A 21,749-nucleotide genomic window follows, 5' to 3' on the forward strand; every position below is an offset into this window, starting at 1 on the left:
GGGATATATGACCGATATTTCCCGTTTAGACGGCATCGACGTCAAGCGCAGCGTTATCGATAGCGTATTGGCCGGTTTATGCGCGCTGATAGTCTTTGGCCCGATCGTGGGGATCGTGCTGAAGGGGTACAGTTTTACGCTTTCCCCGCAGCGCGTCTTCGTGCTGGTGGCGGTGGTGATGGCGGGGCGTCTGTTGCTCAGCCTGCTTTTGCAAACCCGCGGGGGGAAGCGGTTTATCGGACGTTTTGAAGGCAACGATCAGGGGGTATTTGTCCGTCCCCCCGGCTATCGTAGTCGGCTGCGTTTTGTCCTGCCGCTGCTGGTGATTGCGGCTATCGTTTTCCCGTTAATGGCCAGTAAGTATCTGCTTACCGTGGCGATCCTCGGGCTTATCTACGTCCTGCTGGGGCTGGGATTAAACATCGTGGTGGGTCTCGCGGGGTTACTTGATTTGGGGTACGTCGCCTTCTACGCCATTGGCGCCTATGGCCTGGCGCTTGGCTATCAATACCTTGGCTTAGGTTTCTGGGCAATGCTGCCGCTGGGGGCGGTGATGGCAGCTTTGGCGGGGGCGTTATTGGGTTTTCCGGTATTACGAATGCATGGCGACTACCTGGCTATTGTTACCCTCGGATTCGGCGAGATCATCCGTTTGGTGCTCAACAACTGGGTGAGCTTTACCGGCGGCCCCAACGGCGTTTCGGTGCCGTCGCCAACGCTTTTCGGCCTCGAGTTTGCCCGGCGAGCCAAAGAGGGCGGCACCCCGATTCATGAATTTCTGCATATCGCCTACAACCCCAACCTTAAATTTATTTTTATCTATGCCGTGTTATTTATCGTGGTACTGATGGTGCTGCTGATAAAACACCGCCTGACCAGAATGCCGATTGGCCGGGCCTGGGAGGCGCTGCGGGAAGATGAAATCGCCTGCCGGGCGATGGGGCTGAATCACGTGCTAGTTAAGCTGTCCGCGTTTATGCTTGGCGCGTCGACAGCCGGCATCGCCGGGGTCTTTTTCGCCACTTATCAGGGATTCGTGAACCCGACCTCGTTCACCTTTTTCGAGTCGGCGCTGATTCTCGCCATCGTGGTATTAGGCGGCATGGGCTCGACATTGGGTGTGGTGCTGGCGGCTTTCGTGCTGACGGTCACGCCGGAGTTACTGCGCGGCTTTGACGAATACCGGGTTTTGCTCTTTGGCGTGCTGATGGTCCTGATGATGATCTGGCGACCGCGCGGGCTGGTGCGCACCGGGCGCACCGGAGTGGAAATCCGCAAAGGAGTCGCGCCATGAGCGATGCAATATTGCAGGTCGAGCATCTGATGATGCATTTTGGCGGGATTAAAGCGCTGAATGATGTCAACCTTGAGGTTGAACGCGGATCGATTACCGCCCTGATTGGCCCGAACGGCGCGGGGAAGACCACGGTGTTCAATTGCCTGACCGGGTTTTACCGCGCCAGCGGCGGCGCCATTCGGCTTAATGCCCGGCAACGAATGACCGATGTGATTCAGGTTCTCGGGCAGAAACTGCATGCCGATGATTTTTTCCATCCCGCGCGCCTGGGACGGCGGATGTACTACAAAATGTTCGGCGGCGCGCATCTGGTCAACCGCGCCGGGCTGGCGCGTACCTTCCAGAATATCCGCCTGTTTCGCGAAATGACGGTGATTGAAAATCTGATGGTGGCCCAGCATATGCAGGTCAACCGCCACCTGATCGCCGGGATCCTGAATACCCGCGGCTATCGCCAGGCGGAGAACCGCGCAGTAGAGCGGGCCTTTTACTGGCTGGAAGTGGTGGAGATGGTTGACTGCGCCAATCGACTGGCGGGAACGCTCTCTTATGGCCAGCAGCGGCGGCTGGAGATCGCCCGCGCGATGTGTACCGGGCCGGAAATATTGTGTCTTGACGAACCCGCGGCCGGGCTCAACCCGGCGGAAACGCGTGCCCTGAGCCGGATTATTCGTTTTCTGCGTGAACATCATGGCGTCAGCGTACTGTTGATAGAACACGATATGAGCATGGTGATGGAAATCTCCGATCGCGTGATCGTGCTCGACCACGGCGATGTTATTGCTCATGGCACCCCGGCCGAGATCCAGGCCAACCTGAGCGTGATCGCCGCATACCTGGGTACCGATGAACAGGAGATCGCCTGATGAGCCAACCGTTGCTGGAATTTCGCGAGGTGAACGTCTATTACGGGCAAATCCAGGCGCTGAAGTCGGTATCGCTAATGGTCAATGAAGGCGAAACGGTGGCGTTAATCGGCGCTAACGGCGCCGGAAAATCCACGCTGCTGATGTCGATTTTCGGCCAGCCGCGGATTACCGATGGCAGTATTATCTATCGCGGACATGATATCAGCCGCCAGTCGACGCACTATATCGCCACCAACGGTATTGCTCAGGCGCCGGAAGGACGGCGTATTTTTGCCGATATGACGGTGGAAGAAAACCTGCTGATGGGCACTATTCCCATAGGTAATCGTTATCAGAATGAAGATAAGGCGCGGATGTATCAGCTGTTTCCACGGCTGGAAGAGCGTCGCGCGCAGCGGGCGATGACGCTCTCCGGCGGCGAGCAGCAAATGCTGGCAATCGCCCGCGCGCTGATGAGCCGGCCAAAGCTATTGCTATTAGACGAACCGAGCCTGGGTCTGGCGCCGCTGGTGGTGAAGCAGATCTTCAGCGTTTTGCGCGAGTTGACCGCCCAGGGCATGACGCTGCTGCTGGTGGAGCAAAATGCGCACCACGCGCTGAAACTGGCTAACCGCGCGTATGTGCTGGTCAACGGCGAAATACGTCTGAGCGGTAGCGGCGCAGAGTTGCTGGATAACCCGGAAGTCAGAAATGCTTATCTGGGGATGGGTTAAGTTGTCGTCGGTCGTAAGGGGAGAAAACAGGGTGTGAAATCGGTTACACTAGCGTCGTGAACGCACATTAAAGTGACCGAATAGATGAAGAAAACGATTTTTTCCTTAGCGCTGGGGACCTTTGGCCTCGGAATGGCGGAGTTCGGCATCATGGGGGTATTGCCTGAAATCGCCCATGATGTCGGCATTACCATCCCCGCGGCCGGCAACATGATCTCGTGGTACGCCTTTGGCGTGGTGTTTGGCGCGCCTGTCATGGCGTTGTTTTCCAGCCGTTTTTCGCTGAAATCAGTGATGCTGTTTCTGGTGGCGCTGTGTGTGGCAGGCAACGCGTTGTTTACCTTCTCCTCAAGTTATCCCATGCTGGCGCTCGGGCGCTTTATTTCCGGTTTTCCTCACGGCGCTTATTTTGGCGTCGGAGCGATTATCTTGTCGAAAATCGCCTCGCCGGGCAGGGTTACCGCGGCGGTCGCCGGGATGATAGCGGGAATGACGGTGGCGAACCTGCTTGGCGTACCGGCTGGCACCTGGCTTGGCCATCAGTTCAGCTGGCGTTATACCTTCACTGCCATCGCGCTATTTGATGTGCTGGTGCTATTGGCGATACTGCGCTGGGTGCCGACGCTATATGACAAATCTGCCTCCCGGCTCAGCGAACAATTCCATTTCCTTAAAACCCCGGCGCCGTGGTTTATTTTCGCCGCCACGATGTTCGGCAATGCCGGCGTTTTTGCCTGGTTTAGCTATATCAAGCCCTTCATGATGAATGTCTCCGGCTTTAGCGAGTCGGCGATGATGTTAATTATGATGCTGGTCGGATTGGGGATGGTTTTAGGTAATCTCTTTAGCGGCAGGATCTCAGGACGCTACAGTCCGCTGCGTATTGCGGCGATGACCAACGGCGTCATTGTCGCGGCGTTACTGCTCATCTTTGCCTTCGGCATACAGCCTCTGGCTTCGCTGGCGCTGGCGTTTATCTGCTGCGCCGGGCTCTTCGCACTCGCCGCGCCGCTGCAAATACTACTGTTACAAAATGCCAGAGGCGGAGAAATGCTCGGGGCGGCGGGCGGGCAAATAGCGTTTAACCTCGGCAGCGCGATAGGCGCCTACTGCGGCGGAATGATGATTACCTTTGGCGCAGATTGGCGTTCGGTGGCGCTGCCGGCGGCAGCGCTGTCGTTCCTGGCGATGAGCTCGTTGCTGCTGTATGCGCGATATCAGCGGCGGGTAACGCGTCATCGCGTTACCCAGGCAGAGCAGGCCTGATTAATCCCGCCACGGTTCGCCAAGGGTTAGCATCAGGCGGTTAGCCCAGGCGAAGAATGCCGCCGATTGCAGCAGATCCAACTGTTCGACGATATCCAGACCCTGCTGTTCCAGCGCGCTGAGATGCGCTGAGGTTATCGCAGACGGGGTAACGGAAAGCGCGGCGGCGGCGTCAATCTCCGCCTGCCAGCGCGGCCCTTGACCATCGCTGAGATTCTCCCCAGGCGTCACCGCCAGCAGGGTCTCCACCGCTCGCTCATCTTTTGCCAACTGCGCCGCCTTGCGCGCGTGTACCGACGCGCAGTAGATGCAGCCGTTGATTTTACTGGCCACCGTTGCCGCCAGTTCACGTTCGGCGCGCGGCAGGCCGCCCGGCGTATAGAAAATACCTTTATCGGTTAGCGTGCGCTGTTCAAGCACCGGTTGGTTGCGCGCCAGCAGGCGGAAGTAGGGGGAGTCACTGTGGCCGAACTGCGCCAGCAGCGCCTGCTCGGCGGGATTAAATTCAGCCAGCGGCTTATCGGCAATCCACGGTTCCCAGTGTAATTCATCGCGCGTAAAGGCCACCGGCGCAGGTTTACCGCTGGCAGTCCTGGGATGTGTGTGCCAGTAGCCGGCGACCACCGGGGTCTCGGCCGCGGAGGTTGGTTTGTCATTTAACAAACGCAAGCCGCTCAGCAATCGGCTTTGAAAACTGACAAACGCAATAAGCTGCGCCAGCGTTACGATACCGCGCAGGCTCCAGCCCGCGTCGCTAAGCGTTTGTAACGCCGCGGGCGTCGCTTCCACCGGAGTAAAGGTCAGCAGGCGGGCAAACCCCAGCGCGGCGGCAAGCCGTGGGGTTGTCGGGTCGGCAATGCCGAAACCGGCGTAATGCGCCGCCAGCGCGTCTGCCTGATGAAGTCTGGCCACTTTTGCGGCGATGGCGAACCGTTCCTCGAGCGGAAAATCCTCATCCTGTTGGCTAAATAGCACCTCGTAACTTCCCTGGGCGTGGCGGGTCGCAGCGTCGCGTAACGCGCGGGCCTTGCCCAGCGGTGAATCGGCGGCGATCTCCGCCAGTTCAGCCAAAATATCCTGACTTAAGCTCATAGCGACTCCTTATCTGAATTGCGGGGCAATGTGTTTAGCGATGAGTTCGATAGAACGCAGCGTGTCCTGATGTGATGGCTCCACCGAATGAACCTGAAACGAAATGTCAGTCACCCGGGCTAGCACGCTGTCTTTAGCCAGCGATGCAAGCACATGCGGCGCATCGCCAATGTGGGCATCAAGCTGGCGAGCGTAATCCGTGACAGTGTCACCAATAATCTCGTGGCCGGCGGCGCGATGGGCTGCCGCCTGTTTACTTAATCCCGGCTCTGCGGCCTGTAGCGCGTACCCCTGACTGTCGGCAATAAACGCGGTGCGGGAAGCCAGAATTCGCGGCGCCACGCCGGCTGGCAGCGCGGCGAGGTAGGCGTCGATAATCGGGTTCTGAATCGCATCCAGCGGCAGTTCGCTTTGACCTGGCGGACGCGGCTGTGTGCGCGATAGCATCAACCCGTGGCCGGATTTCGCGGCCCGAATAGCGCCTTCAATCGAAAAGGTGGCGATCCAAATCCGTTTTGCCAGCTGCGGCGCGGGCGGATAAAGATGGTTGTCCGGATGAGCCAACGTATCGCCGCGCCAGGCGCTTTCAATCAAATGCAGATGATCGGCGAAGACCGCGCCGCGTTGTTCGCAGGCCAGGCCAAAGGGGAGAAAAGAGGTTGGCGTCCCGCCTGAACCAAAACCCACTTCCAGGCGACCCTCTGCGAGTAAATCCAGTACTGCCGCATCTTCTGCGACACGCAGCGGGTTCTCCATCGGCAGCGTAATGATGGCGGTGCCGAGTCGGATCCGTTGCGTATGCGCCGCCGCGTAGGCAAGAAACACCAGCGGCGACGGTAAACCGCCTTCATTTTCATGAAAATGGTGTTGCGCCACCCAGGCGCTATCAAAGCCCAGCCGTTCCGCGTGGCGGATCTGCTCCGTCGCCAGTTGATAGCGCTCTTGCGGCGTGGCGTGGTCGAGTAAGCGGGTAAAAAACCCCAGGCGTTTAGGCGTCATGCAACCTCCGTGCTCGGTGCGTGATAATGAGGAATGGCGGCGAGCAGCTCGCGGGTATAGTCGTGCTGCGGCGCGGCGAACAACTGCTTAACCTCGCCCTGTTCGATGACTTGCCCGGTGCGTAGCACCGTCACGCTATGGGCGATGCGGCGTACTGTCGCCAGATCGTGGGTGATAAACAGATAGCTCAACCCGAGCTGTTGCTGTAATTGCAGCAACAGGGCGAGAATTTGCGCCTGCACCGTGACATCCAGCGCTGAGGTGGCCTCATCGAGCACCAGAATCGTGGGGTCGAGGATCAATGCCCTGGCGATAGCGATCCGCTGTCGCTGGCCGCCGGAGAGCTCACGAGCGGTTCGGTAGAGTAGCTCCGGCGCCAGCGCGACACGGGCGGCGACGGACTCTACCCGTTGACGCCGAGCTTCTTTGGACAGGCGCTGAAAATTCTTCAGCGGCTCTTCGATAATGTCGAACAGGGTTTGGCGAGGGTCGAGTGAGGCGAAAGGGTTTTGATAAACAAACTGAATTTTGCGCCGCAGCTGCCGCTGGGCCTCGCGGCTCAATTGTCCGCAGGCAATACCGTCGATGGTCACCTGTCCGCTATCGGCCTGCTCAAAACCCAGCAAGATACGGGCGAGGGTGGTTTTTCCTGAACCCGATTCGCCGACCAGCGCATGGGTACTGCCACGCGGTAAAATAAAGCTTACGTTATCCAGCGCCTGGAGATGGCTGCCCCCTAACGCAAAGCGTTTGCTCACGCCTTCAACCCGAATTGCCGGCGTAACAAACGGGCGAATCGTGGTGGTTAAGTGCAGGTTCTGTCCCTGCAGATCGCACAGCAACTGGCGGGTATAGCCGTGCTGCGGGGTGCGAATAACATCACCCGTATTGCCCTGTTCCTGAATTTCACCGTGACGAAAAACCACCAGCCGGTCGGCACGCTGCGCCGCCAGCGCGAGGTCATGGGTGACAAATAGCACCGCGGTGCCGGATTCACGGCGCAAATGATCGAGCAGATTGAGGATTCTTTTTTGTACCGTCACGTCGAGCGCGCTGGTCGGCTCATCGGCAATAATCAAATCCGGCTTCAGGGCGATGGCAATGGCGATCAGCACCCGCTGCTTCATACCACCAGAGAGCTGGTGCGGATACTGGTCGAAACGCTGCTCTGGATGGCTTAAGCCGACTTTTTCCAGCAGGGCGATAACCTGCTGTCGACGCTCGGTTTTACTGCTTTTTTGATGCAGGCGGAGTATTTCGCTGACCTGCGCGCCGATGGTTTGCACCGGGTTCAGCGAGTTGCCGGGATCCTGCGGCACTAGGCTGATTCTGGCCCCGCGCAGGTTATCCAGCCGTTTGCCTGACCAGCGGCTAATCTCTTCACCGTTGAGACGAACCGTCCCGGCATCGAGGCGGGCGTTTTCCGCCAGCAGACCGATAATCGCCTGGGCGGTGGTGGTTTTTCCCGAACCGGATTCGCCGACGAACGCCAGCATCTCGCCGCGTTTAATCGTAAAACTGACCCGGTGAACCACTTCGCGCCACAACCCGCCAGAGCGGTAGCTGATGGTGAGGTTTTCTACGCTAAGCACGTTCATCGGCGCTCCCTGTTGAGTTGTTGGCTGATACGATTGGCTGCCAGTACCACGGCAATAACCGCGATTCCGGGGAAGGTGGTGAGCCACCAGGCGGTGGAAAGATAGTTACGCCCCTCGGCGATAAGTAATCCCCATTCCGGCACCGGCGGCGGGGTGCCGTAGCCGAGAAAACTCAGGGTTGAGAGGGCGAGAATAGCTTGGCCAAATTGGAGGGTGGCGAAAGCCAGCACCGGCGAAAGCGCGTTAGGCAGAATATGCCGCCAGAACACGGCCAAAAAGGTTCCCCCGCTACCGTAGGCTGCTTCGACATAGTCGCTGTGACGAATGCGCACGACTTCGGCGCGCGACAGTCGGGCGAAACTGGCGATCGCGGCAACGCCGACCGCCATGGCGGCGTTCAGAGTGCCAAAACCAAGCAGTATGATTACCGTTAGCGAAAGCAGGAGCGAAGGAATCGCCAGCAGAATATCGACAATCCGCATGACGACCGCTTCGACCCGCCCGCCCAGCGCGCCGGCAACGGTGCCCAACGCCGTGCCGAAAACCAGGCCCATGGCGACGGCGGCCAGGGCCGCGGAAAGCGAATGTCCTGCGCCGTAGACGATGCGGCTCCACACATCGCGACCGAGCTGGTCGGTACCTAACCAGTGTCCCGCCTGCGGCGCCAGACGTTGGGCGCCAGCGATGCCGTCGAGTGGATTAAATTCGGTGAACCAATGCGGCGCGAAAGCCATTAGCACCGCAACCGTCATTACCAACCATGCCAGCCACAGCCCCGGCTGCAAGGAAAAACGGCGCCAGTTGACCGGACGGCGTCGCACCGCCGAGGCGTAATCGACCAGACTCATAGCGCACCTCCGCGCAGGGGTTTTAAGCGCGGGTCGAGCATCGGCATCAGCAGATCGACCAGCAGATTGATGACGACGAAGCCCAGCGCTGAAATCATCACCACGGCCTGAAGAATGGCAATATCCTGATTATTCACCGCCTGCTGCGTAAGTTGGCCGAGCCCGCTGCGGCCAAAAACGGTTTCGGTAATTAAGGCCCCGGCGATCAGTTCTCCCAACAGCAGGCCGGCAATGTTTAATGTCGGTAACAGAGCATTGCCGGTGACATGCCGCCATAACACCCGTGTTTCGCTCATTCCCTTGGCGCGAGCAACGGCGACGAAGGGTTGTGCGGCGATGTGATCCATGGTGCGTAACAGAATTTGCGCCAGCGGCGCGGAAATCGGTATCGCCACCGCGATAACCGGCAGCACCAGCCCTTGTAGTGGTCCGGGATTGATAACCGGGACCCAATGCAACTGAAATGAAAAGATCTGGATTAAGGCGATGCCGAGCCAGAAGGTCGGCAGTGAGATAAACAGCACCGGCAGCGACTGTAGCAGATTACTGATACCGCGTAGCCCCGGCAAACGCGAAGCGATAGCGATCGCAAAGGCCAGCAGAACCGCCAGCGCGAAGGCCGGCAACGCCAGCGCCAGCGTGTCGGGTAAATTGCTGGCAATCAGGGAACTAACAGGCAGTCCAGCTTGCAGTGAATAGCCGAAATCCCCCTGCAGCATGGCTAACAAGGTGTGGAAATATTGCTGCCACAGCGGGCTGTCAGCACCGTAGACCACACGCATTTCGGCGATCTGTTGCGGGCTCAGCCCCAGGTCGGGGTTCTGAAACTTAATCAAAATCGCGTCGCCGGGCAGTACCTGCAGCAGAAAAAAGGTCAGGGTGAAGGCCGCCCACAGTACCAGCACGCCTTGTGCCAACCGTCGCCAAAGATAGTGGCTCATGGCGCCCCCTTAGTGTTTATCCAGCCATGCGCCGTAAAACGACGGACGTCCCACGGCTTCAAAACGTACGCCTTTTACCCATGGCGCGCCGGCAAAGACCTGCGGTTCTTCAAAGATGGGAATGACGTAGGCGTTGTCCAGCAGATAACGCTGCGCATCGCCAGTTAACTGCAGACGCTTTTGCGCATCCACTTCGGCAGAGATTGCGGTTAACAGGGCGTTGAGCTTATCGTCACGGAAGGTTTTAACTTTGTCGCTCGAACCGCCCTGTTGCAGTAGGGCATCGCGGTTGGCGGGGAAGAACATACTCTTCACCACATCCGGGTCGGCGCGGCCGACTTCAGAGACGGTTAATGGCGTTTTCAGCGGGTCGAGATTATCCAGTACCCGGCTGCCGGCGTCGCCGGCTTTCACGCTTAAGGCCACGCCAACCTGACGCCACTGCTGCGCAACCAGCTGTAGCACCTCTTTGTTTTGCGGCTGCGGCAGGGATTCATAGACCGTGAGCGCCAGCCGCTGTCCCGCTTTTTGTCGGATACCATCCGCGCCCGCTGTCCAGCCCGCCTCATCCAGCAACTGTTTAGCTTTCTGCTGATCGAAGGCCAGTTTGTCGCTTAAATCGACGTATCCCGCCGCGGTGCGGGCGATAACGGAACTTGCCTGCGGATAGTTTGGCGAGAAAAGGGTCTCAACAACCTGTTTGGCGTTAGTAGCATGCAGTAGCGCCTGGCGTACCCGCAGGTCGGCAACCAGCGGGTTATCCGGACGGAAGCTCAGGCTATCGTTTACGCCGCGTGTCGGCGCGGCGTAAATATTAAAGCCCTGGTCGGTTGCCTGTTTTTCATCATAGGCCTGCACCTGGCGAATAAACCCGGCCTGTCCCGCCAGTAGCGCGCCAATACGTACGCTATCTTCCGGCGTTACGATATAGGTAATGCCGTCGAGGTTCGCCGGGCCTTGCTGAGCAAGATTTTTCGGCCCCCATTGATAATCTTTCCGCGCTACCAGCGTTAATTCGCGTCCGGGTTTTTCATCTTTTACCGTAAAGGGGCCGGAACCGATGATATTGCGGGCATCGCCCAGCGCCTCAAAGCTCCGCGCCAGAGTGCTGAGGGAAACCAGCCCGGAGCCAATCGTTGCGGTACCTTGCAGGAATCCCGGGGAGGGCTTTTTGAAGTAGAATTTGACGGTCAACGGATCGAGGACTTCGCTACGATCGTAATTGTTGATCACTTCGGAAACCGGCAGACGCAGTGCTTTATTGCCCAAACCGTAGGTATCAAAATTCTTTGCGACCGCGTTGGCATCGAGCGGGGTGCCGTCAGAGAAGGTGACGCCAGGTCGCAGCTTAAAAGTATATTCGGTCTTATCGTCGTTGCTGGTCCAGCTTTCGGCGATCCACGGCTCGATAGCTAGCGTTTCCGGGTTCTGCCAGGTCAGCTTGTCGGTTATCTGATTGAGGATCCCGCCGTTAGGGTAAAAACCGCCGGCTGGCGGATAGAGATTGGTGTGCGGCTGTTGTTCCAGATAAATTAAGGTGCCGCCTTTGATCGGCGTTTGAGCGGCCGAAACTGAAAATGCGCCTGCGATAAAAAGGGCGGCAAGCGTAGGCAGGCGAAAGCGATTTTGCATGGTGAATTCCTTTGTTATCTATTGTCTTGCCATCATCAGGCGCGACGGAATACAAAGGAACCAACGATTTGCGCTAAGCATTTGCGAAATCTGACTATTCCCATCATGCGGGAATAGTCAGCAGATTAGGCTCTTTCGTCTGACATAGTCAGGCAGAATTAACGGCGGAAATCGATAACCATACGGCCGCGGATTTGACCCTGTTCCATCTCCTTAAAGATGGCGTTGATATCGCCGAGCGGGCGCAGAGTGACTTTCGGCACCACTTTGCCTTCGGCGGCAAACTGGAAGGCTTCAATCAGATCCTGACGGGTACCTACCAGCGAACCTACTACTTCAATCCCGTCCAGCACCAGACGCGGAATATCGAGGCTCATCGCTTCCGGCGGTAGGCCAACGGCGACGACGCGGCCGCCGGCGCGAACCGCATCCACGGCAGAGTTAAATGCCGCTTTAGCAACGGCGGTAACCACGGCCGCGTGGGCGCCGCCGGTTTTCTCCTGAATAATTTTGGCGGCGTCTTCGTTGCGGGAATTTACCGTCAGGTCGGCGCCCATCGAGGCGGCAAGCTCCAGCTGCCCGTCGTTGACGTCAACGGCGATCACTTTGGCATTAAAGACGTTTTTGGCATATTGCAGCGCCAGGTTACCCAGGCCGCCGAGGCCATAAATGGCAATCCACTGGCCGGGCTTGATGTGTGAGACCTTCACCGCTTTATAGGTGGTGACGCCGGCGCAGGTGATGCTGCTGGCGGCGGCGGAATCCAGTCCATCCGGCACTTTGACCGCGTAATCGGCGGTGACGATACACTCTTCGGCCATCCCGCCATCGACGGTATAACCGGCATTTTTCACCGAGCGGCACAGGGTTTCGTTGCCGCTGTTACAGTATTCGCAGTGGCCGCAACCTTCAAAGAACCACGCCACGCTGGCGCGATCGCCCGGCTTCAGCGACGTCACGCCAGGGCCGACTTTTTCCACGATGCCGATGCCCTCATGGCCGAGAATGACGCCGGTTTTATCGCCGAAATCGCCGTTTTTCACGTGCAGGTCAGTGTGGCAGACCCCGCAGCATTCCATTTTCAGCAGCGCTTCGCCATGCTCCAGCGGGCGTAACTTTTTATCGGTTACATCAATCTGGTGGTCGTGGGTGACTACAGCAGCTTTCATGCGTTTCTCCTTGTTAATGATACGAAGGTGCTAACAGCGAAAATAATACTCATTAAGGATTAGATCTTATGTCGCTAATTACAAGCGGTATGGTTGGGAATGGGGGGATTTGCCGCATATTTGGCGCAATATTCATCCGTTTATACCAATTTTAGGGGGCGCAACCCGAAAGGAGCGGAGTATGCCAGGGCCATTGACAGAGCGTGTTGATAATGGTTGTATTGTGCAACTACCTTTCGCGGATATTACCATGCCTGACACTTTACTTATCAATCAAATTCGTTCCGCGTCACGATTGATGGTGCGCGAGCTCGGCTTTATGAACAGCACGCTGGCGGCGACCGACTATTCACCTTCAGCGGTGCATGCGCTGCTGGAGATTTCTACTCATGGCGCGATGACCGCCGCGCAACTGGTGCAGGTATTGGGGCTGGACAAATCGAGCGTCAGCCGAATGTTATCGCGCCTGCAGACCGCTAACGAGATAGAGGAAAATGGTTGTGTTGATGACGGGCGTTTTAAACAACTCTCATTGACAACCAAAGGGCAGGCGACGGTCGCCCGCATTCATGACTACGGCGCCATGCGGGTGATTGAGGCGCTGGCGCATTTGGATAGCGCACAGCAGCAGATCGTTGCCGAGGGGTTGACGGCCTATTCGTGGGCGCTTGAGCGCTGTCGTCAGCAGCCGGTCACGAGCAGGCCAAACGACATCACGATAGTTACCGGCTATCAGCCGGGAATGATTGGCCGCATTGCGCAAATGCACGGTGAGTATTACGCCCGTCATTACGGCTTCGGGCATTTTTTTGAAGGTAAAGTCGCCAGCGGTCTGGCTGAATTTTCTGGCAGGCTGAACAATCAACGTAACCAGATTTGGCTGGCGGTCAAAAATGGCGTCATCGTCGGCTCTGTCGCCATTGATGGCGAAGACCTCGGGAATAATGAAGCGCATCTACGTTGGTTTATTCTCGGCGATGGCTGTCGGGGCAGCGGCGTGGGGCGCCGCTTGCTGACTGAAGCTATCAACTTTTGTGATAATCAGCGCTTCGATGCGGTTCAGCTATGGACGTTTAGCGGCTTGCAGGCGGCGCGTAAATTATATGAATCCTTTGGGTTTACGCTGAGTAAAGAGTGGCAGGGCGATCAATGGGGGAAGACCATGCTTGAGCAGCAGTTTACCCGCCGCTAAAGCTGTTATGCCACCGGGGCGCTGACGCTCCGGTGGCATAGGCATTTAACTCAGATGGGTATTTATCTCCTCAATCTCCTGACGCCACAGCGCCTGTAGCTGCGGCTTCTGATGCTTCGGCTTACGCTGCAGATCGTCCGCCAATAGCTGTTCCAGCATCACCAGACGTTCCAGCAAATCCTCTTGCAGGTCGTCGACGGGCGGCGACTGCGGCGGCGTTTGCGTCGCCGGGCTCTGAAGGCGCTCGTTGCCGCGCAGACGGGCGTACACCTCGTCGACGTCGTGCCACTCGCTTAACCCGTTTTCATCAATTAACCAGAAGCGGTTACAGCTCTGGCTGATGAGCTGTCGATCGTGGCTAACCAGCAGCAGGCCCCCGGGATACTCCCGCAACGTCGCTGCCAGCGCCTCTTTTCCCTCCATATCCAGATGGTTGGTGGGTTCATCGAGCAGCAGCAGGCTATAGCTCGCTAGCGACAGGCCGACAAACAGCAGCCGTGAACGTTCGCCGCCGCTGAGGGTGCTGACCTTCTGCCCGTGTCGCGCCCAGCCGAAGCCGGCGGAAATCAGCGCCCGCTTGCGCGTTTCCGGCGAAGGCTCAAAGGGCTCCAGCGCCTCCAGCAGGCTGGACTCATCCGCCAGTTGATGCAGGGTTTGATCGTAATAACCCGCATGGAGCCGCGGATGTAAACGCAGGCCGGCTTCGCTAGCCGGTTGCTGCATTTGCCGCCATAACAGGCGCAGCAGCGACGATTTCCCGCCGCCGTTGCGACCCATTATCGCTACCCGGTCGCCGCTTTGCAGCCGCGCCACACCGGTGGTGAACAGGGCGGGAAGACCCGGCGCCGGCGGCACGGGGAGATTTTCCATCTCCAGCAGGCGATCGGCGCGAACGGCGTCGCCATGCACCTCAAGATGCCACGGCGTGCCGGCGGTGAGTTCCGTCTGGCTATCCTTCAGGCGTGAAACCTGCCTTTCCATCTGCTTGGCTTTACGCGCCAGATCTTCGTTATCGTAAACCCGGCCCCAGATGGCCAGCCGTTTGGCGCTGGCAGCGACGCGGTCGATCTCCTTTTGTTCCGCTTTGTGGCGCAGAGCATCGCTTGCATCTTGCTCTTCCAGCGCCCGACGGGCGGCGCTGCAGGGGAGTGAGAAAGCGTGCAGCGTTTTATCGCGTAAAATCCAACTGGTATTAGTTACAGCATCCAGTAAGAGGTTATCGTGCGACACCACCACGAAGCTCCCCTGCCAGGTTTGTAAAAAGCTTTCCAGCCACAGCAGGGTCGGCAGATCGAGATGGTTTCCTGGCTCATCCAGCAACAGCAAATCGGGTTGTTGGATCAAGGCGCGGGCAAGCAACAGACGGGTATGTTGTCCGCCGCTCAGGGTGGCGGCTTGCTGTTGGGTCTGTTGAACGGTAAAACCCATTTCAGCGAGCAGCCGCTCCGCTTGCCAGCGCAGCGAATCCCGTTCGCCAGGCGCCAGTTTTTCCAGTACCACCTGCAATAGCGGTTGGCTGAGTAGGGCGTCAGGCAGATGTTGTTCCACGCGCGCCAGCAGGCAGTGATTAGCCCGCGATACGCAGCCAGAATTAGGCGTGAGAGTGCCGTCCAGCACCTGCAATAGCGTGCTTTTCCCGCAACCGTTATAGCCAATCAGGCCAATGCGATCGCCTTTTTTCAGGGTAAAGGAGAGGTCGTTGAAAAGTGGGCCAAAGGCCGTATCAACGTGGAGAGATTGTGCGCTTAAAAGTGTGCTCATTGTGAACTTACTCAAGAGTTACAGGCATGAGAATGCCTCGTCAAACATCGCTGACGATAACCCGGTAAGCCCGAGGAAGGGATTTAGTCGTTGGCTTCTTCGCTCAAGCTAAAGTTATCGCAGCACGATACCGATAACGCTTGAGCTGGTGCGATCGCCAAATGTATGTGAAACATTAAACAGTTCACAGTACAGCATGGGGATCCTCCTTATTTTTTCAGTAGGTTGATGGATGCAGGGAGTGTAGTGGCTAAATTGTCTTTTGACCAGATACCAGCATTGAGGATCGCGCCGCCGGTTTTATCGGCGGCGGGTATGACGATTAGGCCGGAGCCACGGTGAGTAGTAGGTTGGCAAAACGACGCTGTTCGCCGGAAGCGATGACCAGTTGGGTCAATGGCAGCCGGGACTTTGCGTAGAAAGCTTCGCGTTCGACATATTCAAGCGGGCAGTTTGTCGGTAGAAGCTCCCGGTATTCACTGGCAATGGTGTTAGTGAATTCCGCTGGTGATGCCATCAGCGTCGCGTGTTCGACATTAACGCAGGTAAGCAGTTTTTCGACGATATAAGTTGCCGGTACCATGCCTGGCGCGAGGTTGAGCTGAATCAACGTGGCATCGGCATTGGCATTAACGCGACAGGCAAAATTGCTATCCGCGATGAGAATTTGTGATTTATGGCCGCACCACGCCAGAGCAGCCAGCAGTTGTGGATGGATAATTTCGAATTTGATCATCAGGTACTCCCTGGCGGGCGGCGATTTCTGGCCGCCCGGTTTGCATTACATGCGATAAATTCCGCCGTTAATATCGATAGTGGCGCCGGAGATAAATCCGTCATACTCGCCGGCAAGGAAAGTGATAGCGCGGGCGACGTCATCGGGCGTTCCCGCGCGCTGAAGCGGAATTTGCCGGATGGTTTCGTCAGCCGAAGCCTGTGTGGTGTGGCGGTTATGAAAACGGGTGCCGAGAATAAGCCCCGGCGCAACCGCATTGACGCGCACGCCGTGCTCGCCCAACTCAGCCGCCAGCGAGCGTGTCCAGGTCAGAATTGCCCCTTTTGTGGTTGAATAGGCGAGAGAACCGGCATGCCCCCCGGAGCGCCCCGCCAGCGAGGCGAGGTTAATGATGCTGGCGCCATCCGTTGCCGATTTAAGCCAGGGAAGCGCCGCCTGGGTGACGTTAAGCATGGTGGTCATATTGACGTCTAACACCGTTTGCCAGAACTGACGGTCAATTTCGCCAAGCCACTTACGCCCGACGATACCGCCGACGTTATTCACCAGGATATCGATACCGCCGAGGAATTCCGCGGCGGCCTGCACGCAGGCGGTCGCATCCTCAGTGTCAATCAAGTCCGCATAGCGCCAGGCCGCTTTTTGCCCTCGCGCGCTGGCGATAGCCGCCAACTTTTGCGGGCCTTCTTCACCGCTGTGGTAGTGCAAAAAGACATCGCATCCCGCCAGAATCAGTTTTTCCGCCGTAGCCCAGCCGATACCTTGTTCAGAGCCGGTGATAAATGCTTTTTTTCCAATAAGAGTTCCCATGATGTTTCCTTAAATTTTCAGGATTGAATGACGCCTTCGCGCTGTCTGGCGCAGTAGAAAATGCAAATCAGGCCGGTGATCAGCAGGCACATGGCGAGGAAAATCAGGCCCGGCGTGCTGCTGTGGCTGAAGTCGTTAAGGAGGCCGACCACGTAAGGGGCGACGAAGCCGCCCAGGTTGCCGATGCAGCTCACCACGGCGAGACCCGCGGCCGTCGCTGCGCCTGCCGAGACGTTGGCAGGCATCGATAAGAAACACGGTACCGCGGTATAGATACCAATGGCGGCAATGGTCAGGAATGAGAGTGAAATCGCGACGTTGAACTTAAAGAACACCACCGCGCCGGCGAGCCCTAATGCGGCGACGACCATACTGATACCGGCAAAAACGGCGATTTTGCGTGTTTTACTGGCCAGCATACTCCATGGATAAACCAGTAGCGCCGCCAGGCCGTAGGGGATAAGGGCAATCAGGCTTACGCGAAGAATATCATCGCCGGAAATAGCGGTAATAATCGACGGTAGCCACATCCCGAAGCCGTAAATCCCACAAACCATCCCGAAATTCAGCAGCGCATAAAGCAGGTATTTGGGATTTTTAATACCGCTGGCGAACTCAGCCAGCGAAACTTTACTCCCTGATTTTGAACGGTTCGTACTACTCATTAACCACGCCTTTTCTTCAGCGTTGAGATAGCCGACTTCTTGCGGTGAATTCTTAATAATAAAAGGGATGAACAGGCCGATAACGATCGGCGGAATACCTTCGAGGATAAATAACCACTGCCAGGATTCAAGGCCAAACCAGCCGTTATCGATATGCAGAATTAAGCCTGAAATCGGTGAACCCACGGCGTTGGATAGCGGCTGGACAATAATGAACATGCCGAGAATTTTGGTCCGCCAGGCGGGCGGAAAAAAGATCGTGAAGTAGTACACCACTGAAGGGAAGAAACCGGCTTCGCACACGCCAAGCATAAAACGACAGATATAGAGTTCGGTCGGCGTTCTGACGAACCCCATCAAAGTGGCAAATATTCCCCAGGTGATCAGAATACGCGCGAACCACAGCCGCGGACCGAACTTAATCGTGCCGGCGTTGCTGGGAATTTCAAACATAAAATAACCGATGAAAAATATTCCCGAAGCAAAGCCAAAGGCGGTGGCCGTCAGGCCGAGACTATCCTCTAAGGCCATTGCGGCGTAGGCCATATTATTACGGTCAAGAAAAGCCAGAAAATAAAGCAATATCATTAATGGAACAATATGCCATGTCAATTTCTTAATGGCGCTCTTTTCTATATATTGCGCAGATTGTAGGTTCATCATTATTTCCGGTTATACTCGTTAAAGTACAAAAGAATGGGATGGAAATCCCGACATTAATATGCGTTTTGAATGTAATAGGGTATAGGTCTCCCTGCAGATAATAACTATTATCTGCACCATGCTATTTATTTATAAAAACAACTAGGGTTGCTTTATTTTTACCGACTGACGCTGTATCACTTCCGGTGCAAAGATAAATTCGTCGGTTTGTAATCCCGGCTCAGTAATTCTCTGGACAAGCCGCTCAACCATCATCGACGCCATTGCCGAAAGCGGGGCCATTACCGAGGTGAGGCCCGGTGACGATAACGCCGACAGGGAGATGTTATCGATGCCAATCACCGAAATATCTTCCGCTATTTTCAGGCCCTGCGCGCGTAGCCCAACCATCAGGCCGATGGCTAAAGCATCGTTAATCGCTACCACGCCATCCACTCGCGGCGTTAAGGCGCTAATTTTTTGCGCCAGGCTTACGCCCAGTTCGAACATCTCGGCGTCGCCGAATTCCCGATTGCCTTTACCTTCTATCACCACGCCTCTGGCCGCTGTACCGCTTTGGGAAAGCGCGGACTGAAAGCCGAGGATTTTATGGCTGCGTCCCAGCGTTAACCCGCTTTCGGTGGCAAAGACGATATTACGGCAACCGTTGTCCAGCAGATGTTGCGCCGCCAGACGTCCCGCTTCAACGTTGTCCATTGAGACACTATCGAAGTAGCGCGCCCGAGGCGGGACGCTTTCGGCCAGCCGGTTGTCATAGCTAATAATGGTCATGCCTTGTTCCGCTGCGCGCACAAAGTGGGTTTTGCGTACGTCGCTGGCGGCGACTATCAACCCGCGCACGCCGTGGGAGAACATATCCGCGATAAAGGCTGACTCCTCGTCGGCATCGCGGCAGCAAATGCCTAATAATAGCCGGTGGCGAAACGCGCGTGCCGCAGTATCCAGTTCATGCGCCAGCGCTGAAAAGCTGGGATTGACGATAGACGGTACCATCAGGCCGAGCATTTTGGTTGCTGAATCGGCGACCGGCGGAGCGCAACGCGCAGGGCGGTAATTTAGCTCAGCCATCGTTTTGACTATCCGCTGTCGGGTCTCTTCGCGCATCTGTTGCGTGCGATTATTAAGTACGTTGGACACGCTACTAATTGAAACTCCAGCCCGCCGGGCGACATCACGAATATTCGCCATACTTAAACCTTCTGTTTTCTGCTGCGCGCTTATTTCAGCGCCGCGGTATCTGTTTGCTAATTTATCGGTGAGCGAACAGGCGGGCAAGGTATTTACCTCCCGGCAAGCGAATGAAATAAAGCATCTGTGAAGCGCCTCGTAAGGATGGGCAGGTGTTTAGTAAACAAAGGGGAATAAATAACGGCAAAGGGCGGGGATAAAAAAACGGGCCCGATCTCCGGGCCCGTTGAAATAAAGCGTTAAATTGAGGTTCGGCGATAGTTGCGATATTCCGGCTGCCAGAAATTATCGCTAATGGCCTGCAGCAGCGCTTCGGCCGATGTTTTCACCGCCACGCCCTGTTCCTGAGCCACTTTACCGACCGCAAACGCGATAGCGCGCGACACGGCCTGAATATCTTTCAGTTCCGGCAGTACCGGGCCTTCGCCGTTATTCACCAGCGGCGAGTGGTTAGCTAAGGTTTCGCTTGCCGCCATCAGCATTTCGTCGGTGACGCGTGATGCCCCCGCAGCGATCACGCCAAGGCCGATGCCCGGGAAGATATAGGAGTTGTTACACTGCGCGATGGCGTACTGCTTGCCCTTAACCGTCACCGGGGTGAACGGGCTGCCGGTGGCCACCAGCGCTTCGCCGTCGGTCCAGGTCAGGATGTTCTGCGGCGTGGCTTCAACGCGGGAGGTCGGGTTCGACAGCGGCATGACGATCGGCCGCGGGCAGTGCTTGTGCATTTCACGAATAATTTCTTCCGTGAACAGCCCCGGCTGGCCGGAGACGCCAATCAGGATATTCGGCTTCACGTTACGCACCACGTCGAGCAGCGAGAGCGCTTCGTTGGTCGTATCCCAACCTTGCAGGTTTTCGCGTTTCTGCACCAGCTTGCTCTGGAACGACAGCAGATTCGGCATACCGTCGGTCAACAGGCCGAAGCGGTCCACCATAAATACGCGCTGGCGGGCTTCTTCTTCGCTTAACCCTTCGCGCATGATTTGCGCGATGATCTGTTCAGCAATACCGCAACCGGCGGAACCCGCGCCGAGGAAGACAATTTTTTGCTCGCTGAGCTGGCTGCCCGCGCCACGGCTGGCGGCGATTAATGTGCCGACGGTGACCGCTGCGGTGCCCTGAATATCATCGTTAAACGAGCAAATCTCGTTACGATAGCGGTTAAGCAGCGGCATGGCGTTTTTCTGCGCGAAATCTTCAAACTGCAGCAGCACGTCCGGCCAACGGTTTTTGATGGCCTGGATAACGTCATCAACGAATTGATAATACTCGTCGTCGGTCACGCGCGGATGACGCCAGCCCATATACAGCGGGTCGTCGAGCAGTTGCTGGTTGTTGGTGCCGACATCCAGCACGATAGGCAGGGTGTAGGCCGGGCTGATACCGCCGCAGGTAGTATAGAGCGACAGCTTACCGATAGGGATGCCCATACCGCCGATACCCTGGTCGCCGAGACCGAGAATACGCTCGCCGTCGGTCACCACGATCACTTTGACGTTATGGTTCGGTACGTTTTGCAGGATATCGTCGAGGTTGTGCCGATTCTGGTAGGAGATGAACACGCCGCGCGCGCGACGGTAGATTTCCGAGAAACGCTCACAGGCGGCGCCGACGGTGGGGGTATAGATAACCGGCATCATCTCATCGAGATGATTGCCAATCAGGCGATAAAACAGGGTTTCGTTGGTGTCCTGGATGTTGCGCAGATAAATGTGCTTATCGATCTCGGTTTTAAATCCCTGATACTGGATCCACGCGCGTTCAGCTTGTTCTTCGATGGTTTCGACCACTTCCGGCAGCAGGCCCAGCAGGTTGAAGCTGCTACGCTCTTCCATGCTGAAGGCGCTTCCTTTGTTGAGTAACGGAAACTCAAGCAGAACCGGGCCAGCGTAGGGGATATAAAGAGAGCGGTTTTTTTTATAGATGAATTGCATCGCACTAACTCCTTGATGTTCACTTCAGACCCGGGCGCGGCGATAAGCGATCGGTCTGGCAGGAAATGCAGCGGGCAGAGTATAAAGCAGATGGTAACAAAAGAAGGATGCGAAGCGTGGGATTGTCTTAAAAAAACACCATCCCGTTTGGCGGATGGTGTTTTTATCATCACTCAGCTGAAAAATTAACCACCGCGGCGTTTGCGGCCCGTAGCATGGATATGGTTAACGGTAGTTTCTTCGTCGCCTTCGAGCACCACTTTTTTCTGGCGGGAAAGCTTGTAGTTCAGACCGAGAAGATGACGTGCCTGATGGTTCGATTTCATTCTTACTCCTTAATCCTGTTCTGGTTTCAAGGACAAGCCCGACGCAA

The 21,749-nt window shown here is 56.7% G+C and carries 19 protein-coding genes; 5 read left to right on the forward strand and 14 right to left on the reverse strand.

The window, feature by feature from the left end; translation table 11 throughout:
• The first annotated feature begins 7 nt into the window (after positions 1–7).
• From livM to araJ, 4 genes are all read left to right on the forward strand, one after another.
• Positions 8–1,294, forward strand: a complete 1,287-nt coding sequence (gene livM / locus ABLV07_RS12330; RefSeq protein ID WP_015705513.1) for a high-affinity branched-chain amino acid ABC transporter permease LivM — start codon at positions 8–10, stop codon at positions 1,292–1,294.
• Entirely contained in the window at positions 1,291–2,163 is an 873-nt protein-coding gene (locus ABLV07_RS12335; RefSeq protein WP_015366477.1) for an ATP-binding cassette domain-containing protein, read from the forward strand. Before livM ends, ABLV07_RS12335 begins: the two co-directional genes overlap by 4 nt.
• Positions 2,163–2,879 carry an ABC transporter ATP-binding protein gene (locus ABLV07_RS12340; protein WP_042897308.1) on the forward strand — a complete coding sequence of 239 codons (717 nt, stop codon included), beginning with the start codon at positions 2,163–2,165 and terminating at the stop codon, positions 2,877–2,879. Before ABLV07_RS12335 ends, ABLV07_RS12340 begins: the two co-directional genes overlap by 1 nt.
• Positions 2,880–2,963: 84 nt before the next feature.
• The gene (gene araJ / locus ABLV07_RS12345) at positions 2,964–4,145 is read left to right on the forward strand and encodes an MFS transporter AraJ (protein WP_042897310.1); all 1,182 of its coding nucleotides are present in this window, start codon (positions 2,964–2,966) and stop codon (positions 4,143–4,145) included.
• Here araJ and ABLV07_RS12350 read toward each other — a convergent pair whose 3' ends face one another.
• The 7 genes from ABLV07_RS12350 to adhP all read right to left on the reverse strand — a co-directional run bounded on the left by ABLV07_RS12350 (position 4,146) and on the right by adhP (position 12,424).
• Positions 4,146–5,237: an alkylhydroperoxidase domain protein gene (locus tag ABLV07_RS12350; protein WP_042897312.1), complete on the reverse strand. Its 1,092-nt coding sequence runs from the start codon at positions 5,235–5,237 to the stop codon at positions 4,146–4,148. It lies immediately after the preceding gene.
• 9 nt (positions 5,238–5,246) lie between these two features.
• Positions 5,247–6,236 (reverse strand): putative FMN-dependent luciferase-like monooxygenase, encoded by a 990-nt coding sequence (locus ABLV07_RS12355; RefSeq protein ID WP_213706558.1) that lies wholly within the window; start codon positions 6,234–6,236, stop codon positions 5,247–5,249.
• Complete coding sequence (locus ABLV07_RS12360; RefSeq protein WP_348853285.1) at positions 6,233–7,834, reverse strand: ABC transporter ATP-binding protein; 1,602 nt, start codon at positions 7,832–7,834, stop codon at positions 6,233–6,235. The genes ABLV07_RS12355 and ABLV07_RS12360 overlap by 4 nt, the downstream gene beginning before the upstream one ends.
• Entirely contained in the window at positions 7,831–8,682 is an 852-nt protein-coding gene (locus tag ABLV07_RS12365; RefSeq protein WP_020078710.1) for an ABC transporter permease, read from the reverse strand. Before ABLV07_RS12365 ends, ABLV07_RS12360 begins: the two co-directional genes overlap by 4 nt.
• Positions 8,679–9,623 (reverse strand): ABC transporter permease, encoded by a 945-nt coding sequence (locus ABLV07_RS12370; protein WP_032708130.1) that lies wholly within the window; start codon positions 9,621–9,623, stop codon positions 8,679–8,681. Before ABLV07_RS12370 ends, ABLV07_RS12365 begins: the two co-directional genes overlap by 4 nt.
• Positions 9,624–9,632: 9 nt before the next feature.
• On the reverse strand, positions 9,633–11,255 hold the full coding sequence (locus ABLV07_RS12375) for a TIGR04028 family ABC transporter substrate-binding protein (RefSeq protein ID WP_348853284.1): 1,623 nt from the start codon (positions 11,253–11,255) through the stop codon (positions 9,633–9,635).
• 158 nt (positions 11,256–11,413) lie between these two features.
• Entirely contained in the window at positions 11,414–12,424 is a 1,011-nt protein-coding gene (adhP, locus tag ABLV07_RS12380; RefSeq protein WP_015366486.1) for an alcohol dehydrogenase AdhP, read from the reverse strand.
• A 250-nt stretch (positions 12,425–12,674) separates the two neighbouring features.
• Between adhP and ABLV07_RS12385 the strand changes: the two genes are divergently transcribed.
• Positions 12,675–13,616 (forward strand): bifunctional helix-turn-helix transcriptional regulator/GNAT family N-acetyltransferase, encoded by a 942-nt coding sequence (locus tag ABLV07_RS12385; protein ID WP_042897604.1) that lies wholly within the window; start codon positions 12,675–12,677, stop codon positions 13,614–13,616.
• A 45-nt stretch (positions 13,617–13,661) separates the two neighbouring features.
• Here ABLV07_RS12385 and ABLV07_RS12390 read toward each other — a convergent pair whose 3' ends face one another.
• From ABLV07_RS12390 to sra, 7 genes are all read right to left on the reverse strand, one after another.
• Positions 13,662–15,377: an ABC-F family ATP-binding cassette domain-containing protein gene (locus ABLV07_RS12390; protein ID WP_348853283.1), complete on the reverse strand. Its 1,716-nt coding sequence runs from the start codon at positions 15,375–15,377 to the stop codon at positions 13,662–13,664.
• 322 nt (positions 15,378–15,699) lie between these two features.
• Positions 15,700–16,113 carry an RbsD/FucU domain-containing protein gene (locus tag ABLV07_RS12395; RefSeq protein WP_042897324.1) on the reverse strand — a complete coding sequence of 138 codons (414 nt, stop codon included), beginning with the start codon at positions 16,111–16,113 and terminating at the stop codon, positions 15,700–15,702.
• A 45-nt stretch (positions 16,114–16,158) separates the two neighbouring features.
• Positions 16,159–16,923 carry an SDR family NAD(P)-dependent oxidoreductase gene (locus tag ABLV07_RS12400; protein WP_015705502.1) on the reverse strand — a complete coding sequence of 255 codons (765 nt, stop codon included), beginning with the start codon at positions 16,921–16,923 and terminating at the stop codon, positions 16,159–16,161.
• A 17-nt stretch (positions 16,924–16,940) separates the two neighbouring features.
• A complete protein-coding gene (locus ABLV07_RS12405) occupies positions 16,941–18,248 on the reverse strand; it encodes an MFS transporter (protein ID WP_045366126.1) in 1,308 nt (435 codons plus the stop codon).
• 144 nt (positions 18,249–18,392) lie between these two features.
• Entirely contained in the window at positions 18,393–19,439 is a 1,047-nt protein-coding gene (locus ABLV07_RS12410; protein WP_032709956.1) for a LacI family DNA-binding transcriptional regulator, read from the reverse strand.
• 239 nt (positions 19,440–19,678) lie between these two features.
• On the reverse strand, positions 19,679–21,376 hold the full coding sequence (locus ABLV07_RS12415) for an NAD-dependent malic enzyme (protein WP_015366493.1): 1,698 nt from the start codon (positions 21,374–21,376) through the stop codon (positions 19,679–19,681).
• A 185-nt stretch (positions 21,377–21,561) separates the two neighbouring features.
• Positions 21,562–21,702, reverse strand: a complete 141-nt coding sequence (gene sra, locus ABLV07_RS12420; protein ID WP_015366494.1) for a stationary-phase-induced ribosome-associated protein — start codon at positions 21,700–21,702, stop codon at positions 21,562–21,564.
• Between the last annotated feature and the right edge of the window lie 47 nt (positions 21,703–21,749).

The sequence above is a fragment of the Klebsiella sp. CN_Kp097 genome (assembly GCF_040064495.1).
Lineage (GTDB): Bacteria > Pseudomonadota > Gammaproteobacteria > Enterobacterales > Enterobacteriaceae > Klebsiella > Klebsiella aerogenes.